Source organism: Adlercreutzia sp. DFI.6.23 (genome assembly GCF_024462535.1).
In the GTDB taxonomy this organism is placed as follows: domain Bacteria; phylum Actinomycetota; class Coriobacteriia; order Coriobacteriales; family Eggerthellaceae; genus Adlercreutzia; species Adlercreutzia rubneri.
The window spans coordinates 1-378 of record NZ_JANGBP010000249.1; the positions used below are offsets into that span (position 1 = coordinate 1).

The following is a 378-nucleotide window of genomic DNA, read 5'->3' on the forward strand; positions in this document are numbered from 1 at the left end:
GAGGACACCGGCGCCGCCGTGGGCCCCGCCGATATCGCGGATTCCATGACCTGGGACGGCGTGGTGGGCCTCGGCGAGATGATGAACTTCCCCGGCGTGCTGGCGGGCACCGATCACGCCCACGGCGAGCTGGCCGCCACCCTCGCCGCCGACAAGGTGGTCACAGGCCACTACTCCATCCCCGAGACCGACCAGGGGCTGAACGCCTACGTCGCCAGAGGCGTGCGCTGCTGCCACGAGTCGACCCGCGCCGAGGACGCGCTGGCCAAGATGCGCCTCGGGCAGTACGCGCAGCTGCACTACGGCTCGGCCTGGCTCGACCTGCCGAACCTGGCGGCCGCCATCACCGAAACTGACATCGACACGCGCTTCGCGAAA

Annotated in this window: 1 pseudogene; it reads left to right on the forward strand. The window is 70.4% G+C overall.

From position 1 onward, the window contains the following. Positions 1–378 (forward strand): annotated as a pseudogene (locus tag NE591_RS13230) (adenine deaminase); the annotation flags it as partial.